4 protein-coding genes are annotated in these 2,683 nt (G+C 44.6%); all 4 read left to right on the top strand.

Features of this window, described 5'->3' with window-relative positions:
• Nucleotides 1-70 precede the first annotated feature (70 nt).
• Nucleotides 71-421, top strand: coding sequence for a purine nucleoside phosphoramidase (gene hinT / locus QTO00_RS17885; RefSeq protein WP_038207145.1), 351 nt, complete (start codon nucleotides 71-73; stop codon nucleotides 419-421).
• A gap of 13 nt (nucleotides 422-434) precedes the next feature.
• Entirely contained in the window at nucleotides 435-1,832 is a 1,398-nt protein-coding gene (locus tag QTO00_RS17880; RefSeq protein WP_331425983.1) for a COG3014 family protein, read from the top strand.
• Entirely contained in the window at nucleotides 1,829-2,221 is a 393-nt protein-coding gene (locus QTO00_RS17875) for a YcfL family protein (RefSeq protein WP_331425982.1), read from the top strand. Before QTO00_RS17880 ends, QTO00_RS17875 begins: the two co-directional genes overlap by 4 nt.
• Before the next feature lie 39 nt (nucleotides 2,222-2,260).
• Nucleotides 2,261-2,683, top strand: a 423-nt coding sequence (gene lpoB / locus QTO00_RS17870; RefSeq protein WP_331425981.1) for a penicillin-binding protein activator LpoB, incomplete at its 3' end; no start/stop codon positions are given.

The raw sequence follows: 2,683 nt of genomic DNA, 5'->3' as shown, positions 1-2,683 counted from the left end.
GTGATTTTAAGAAGCTTGGCGCATACTCATTGCAATTCATCAAATTACACATGAACCAGTGGAGAACTTCATGGCTGAAGAAACCATTTTTAGCAAAATTATCCGTAAAGAAATTCCTGCCGATGTGGTCTATCAAGATGACCTAGTTACTGCATTTCGAGACATTAACCCTCGCGCACCTAGTCACATTTTGATCATTCCTAATAAGTTGATTCCAACGGTTAATGACATAGAAGAACAAGACGAGATAGTCATGGGTCGTATGTTTACTGTGGCGCGAAAACTCGCTAAAGATGAAGGTATTGATCAAGATGGTTATCGCTTAATCATGAACTGTAACTCGCATGGTGGACAAGAGGTTTACCATATTCATATGCATCTAGTGGGTGGTCGTCCGCTTGGCCCAATGTTGATGAGTTAAGTCGGAGTAGGTAGTGCTTAAACACGTTCGGCTCATATCTGTAGTAATGATGAGCGCCTTTCTTTCTGCTTGTGCGAGCTTATCTGTAGGTAACCTGTTCAGTCACTATAGCGCACAAAATAAGGAATTATACCAAACCGTAAAAAGTGGAAACTACGCGTCCGCAGAAAAGCTACTACCCGAGGTTATCGCTGGAGATATTCTCGATAATATGGAAAAAGGGCGTGTCTATTGGCTCGACAAGCAATACCCTGAAAGTAAAAATGCATTTGACCTTAGCGATAGAGCGGTTCGTACACAACAAGATCAAGCAACAATTTCGATCTCTGAATCGGCGTTAAGCCTAAGCGCCCTGGCGGTCAATGACAATTTGAAAAGCTATCAACCGGCTGACTATGAGCTTGGTTTTTTGCATCTATACCTTGGTTTGAACTATCTAAAGAATAATGATCTTGAAGGCGCTTTGATCGAGATGCGCCGAGCCAACCAAGTACAAGAACGAGCACGCAAAGATCGTGAGCAAGAGCTAGAGTCCGCCCAACGGCAGATGAAGGCGCAGGGCGTTTCTCCTAGCTTAGGTAGTATCTTGTCCAACTACCCTGATGCGGGTAAGACATTGCAAGCGGTGCAAAGTGGCTATTTGCTTTATCTATCAGCGCTTTTGTACGAAGCGGATAATGACCTCAACAGTGCGTATGTTGACTACCGGAGAGCATTGGCAGTCGTGCCAGACAACCAGCAAGTGATTGATGGCACAAAACGTGTCGCTAAGCGTTTGGGGATGAGGGAACACTTAGTTCAGCTTGAACAGCGTTACGGTAAAGCGAACTATCTTGAGCCTGATAAAGCGCGAGTGATCATTGTTGATGAGCGTGGCGTGGTTGAGTCAATGCGCGGTTGGAATCTAACCTTACCAATTACAAGAGGCAGTAACCGAGGCTTATATAGCGTTGCTTTGCCTTACTATGCCGATATGGGGGTTGAGAGTTTTAGCCCGATAATACTCAATGGCCAAGCTACCTCAGGCAGTTTGCTAACCGACGTGAACTTGATGGCAAGACAGAACCTTACTGAGCGTATGCCTTCGATTGTGATTCGCCAGGCGCTACGAGTTTGGGCGAAAGAAGAATTGCGCCGCGGAGCAACGAAAAACAATCCTGATGATTTAGGTAATGCACTATTTAACGTCTGGAATACACTCACAGAGCAACCAGATACCCGGAGTTGGATTACCTTACCTGGTGAGATTTACAGCGTGAGTTCTGCAGTCAAACCTGGGGAACAAACAGTACAAGTTGCGGGTCAAACCTATACATTCACGGTAGAGTCAGGGCGTACAACGCTTGTATGGCTTTCTCGTCAGGGTAACAACGCAACGATTTGGCACAAACAACTAGGGAATATACGATGAAAAAATGGCTTGTTTCAATCGCAGCTGCTCTCACGTTGATGGGCTGTGCAAGTAGTAACACTGCTGGTTTGCGTATCGATGGTGCTTCTCAGACGGTTCTTTTTGGAGACAACGTCTTAGCAGGTAGTGTCAGTATTCAAGATATTTCAACCATTGATGTTGATGGCCGAACTCGCGGTATTGTGCGTTTATTAAATCAGACTAAAGGCGATCAGCATATCCAGTACAGATTTTATTGGTATGACGATGCAGGGCTAGAAGTGAACAGTAAACTTAGCCCTTGGCGTCAGGCTATACTTCGTGGTACCGAAGAAATTTCAATTTCCGAAGTTTCTATCCACCCGAATGGTCGACAGTTCCGTGTTCAAATTCGCGCGATCGACAACTAATTTTAAGAAGTAACTAAAGGTAATCCTAAGGATTCGACAATGAAGAAAAGTGTAATTGCATTACTTGGTTTGGCTGTAGTGCTTGGTGGTTGTTCTAACCAAGTGAGCTATGGTGACGCTCAAGCTGTTGAAACAACGACCATTGATTTTGGTTCAACTGACTTGCAAAAAATTGCCGGTGAAATGGTCGACAGCATGATGATGTCGGGCTCTGTTGCAGTAATAACTCGCGATGCTCGCCCAATCGTCTTTGTTGAGCGAATCAAAAACAAAACAAGCGAGCACATTGACACTGAGTCCATTACTGATTCAATCAGCACTAAAATGCTGAATTCCGGTAAATTCCGTTTCGTAGATATGGATCGCGTCGAGTCAGTTCGTGAGCAGTTAAACTTCCAAAATAACGATGAGCTCGTCAACCAAAGTACAGCAATTCAGGTTGGTAAGATGGTAGGCGCTCAA

The sequence above is a fragment of the Vibrio sp. M260118 genome (assembly GCF_036533755.1).
Classification (GTDB): Bacteria; Pseudomonadota; Gammaproteobacteria; order Enterobacterales; family Vibrionaceae; genus Vibrio.
This window is presented reverse-complemented; position numbering and strand designations above follow the sequence as displayed.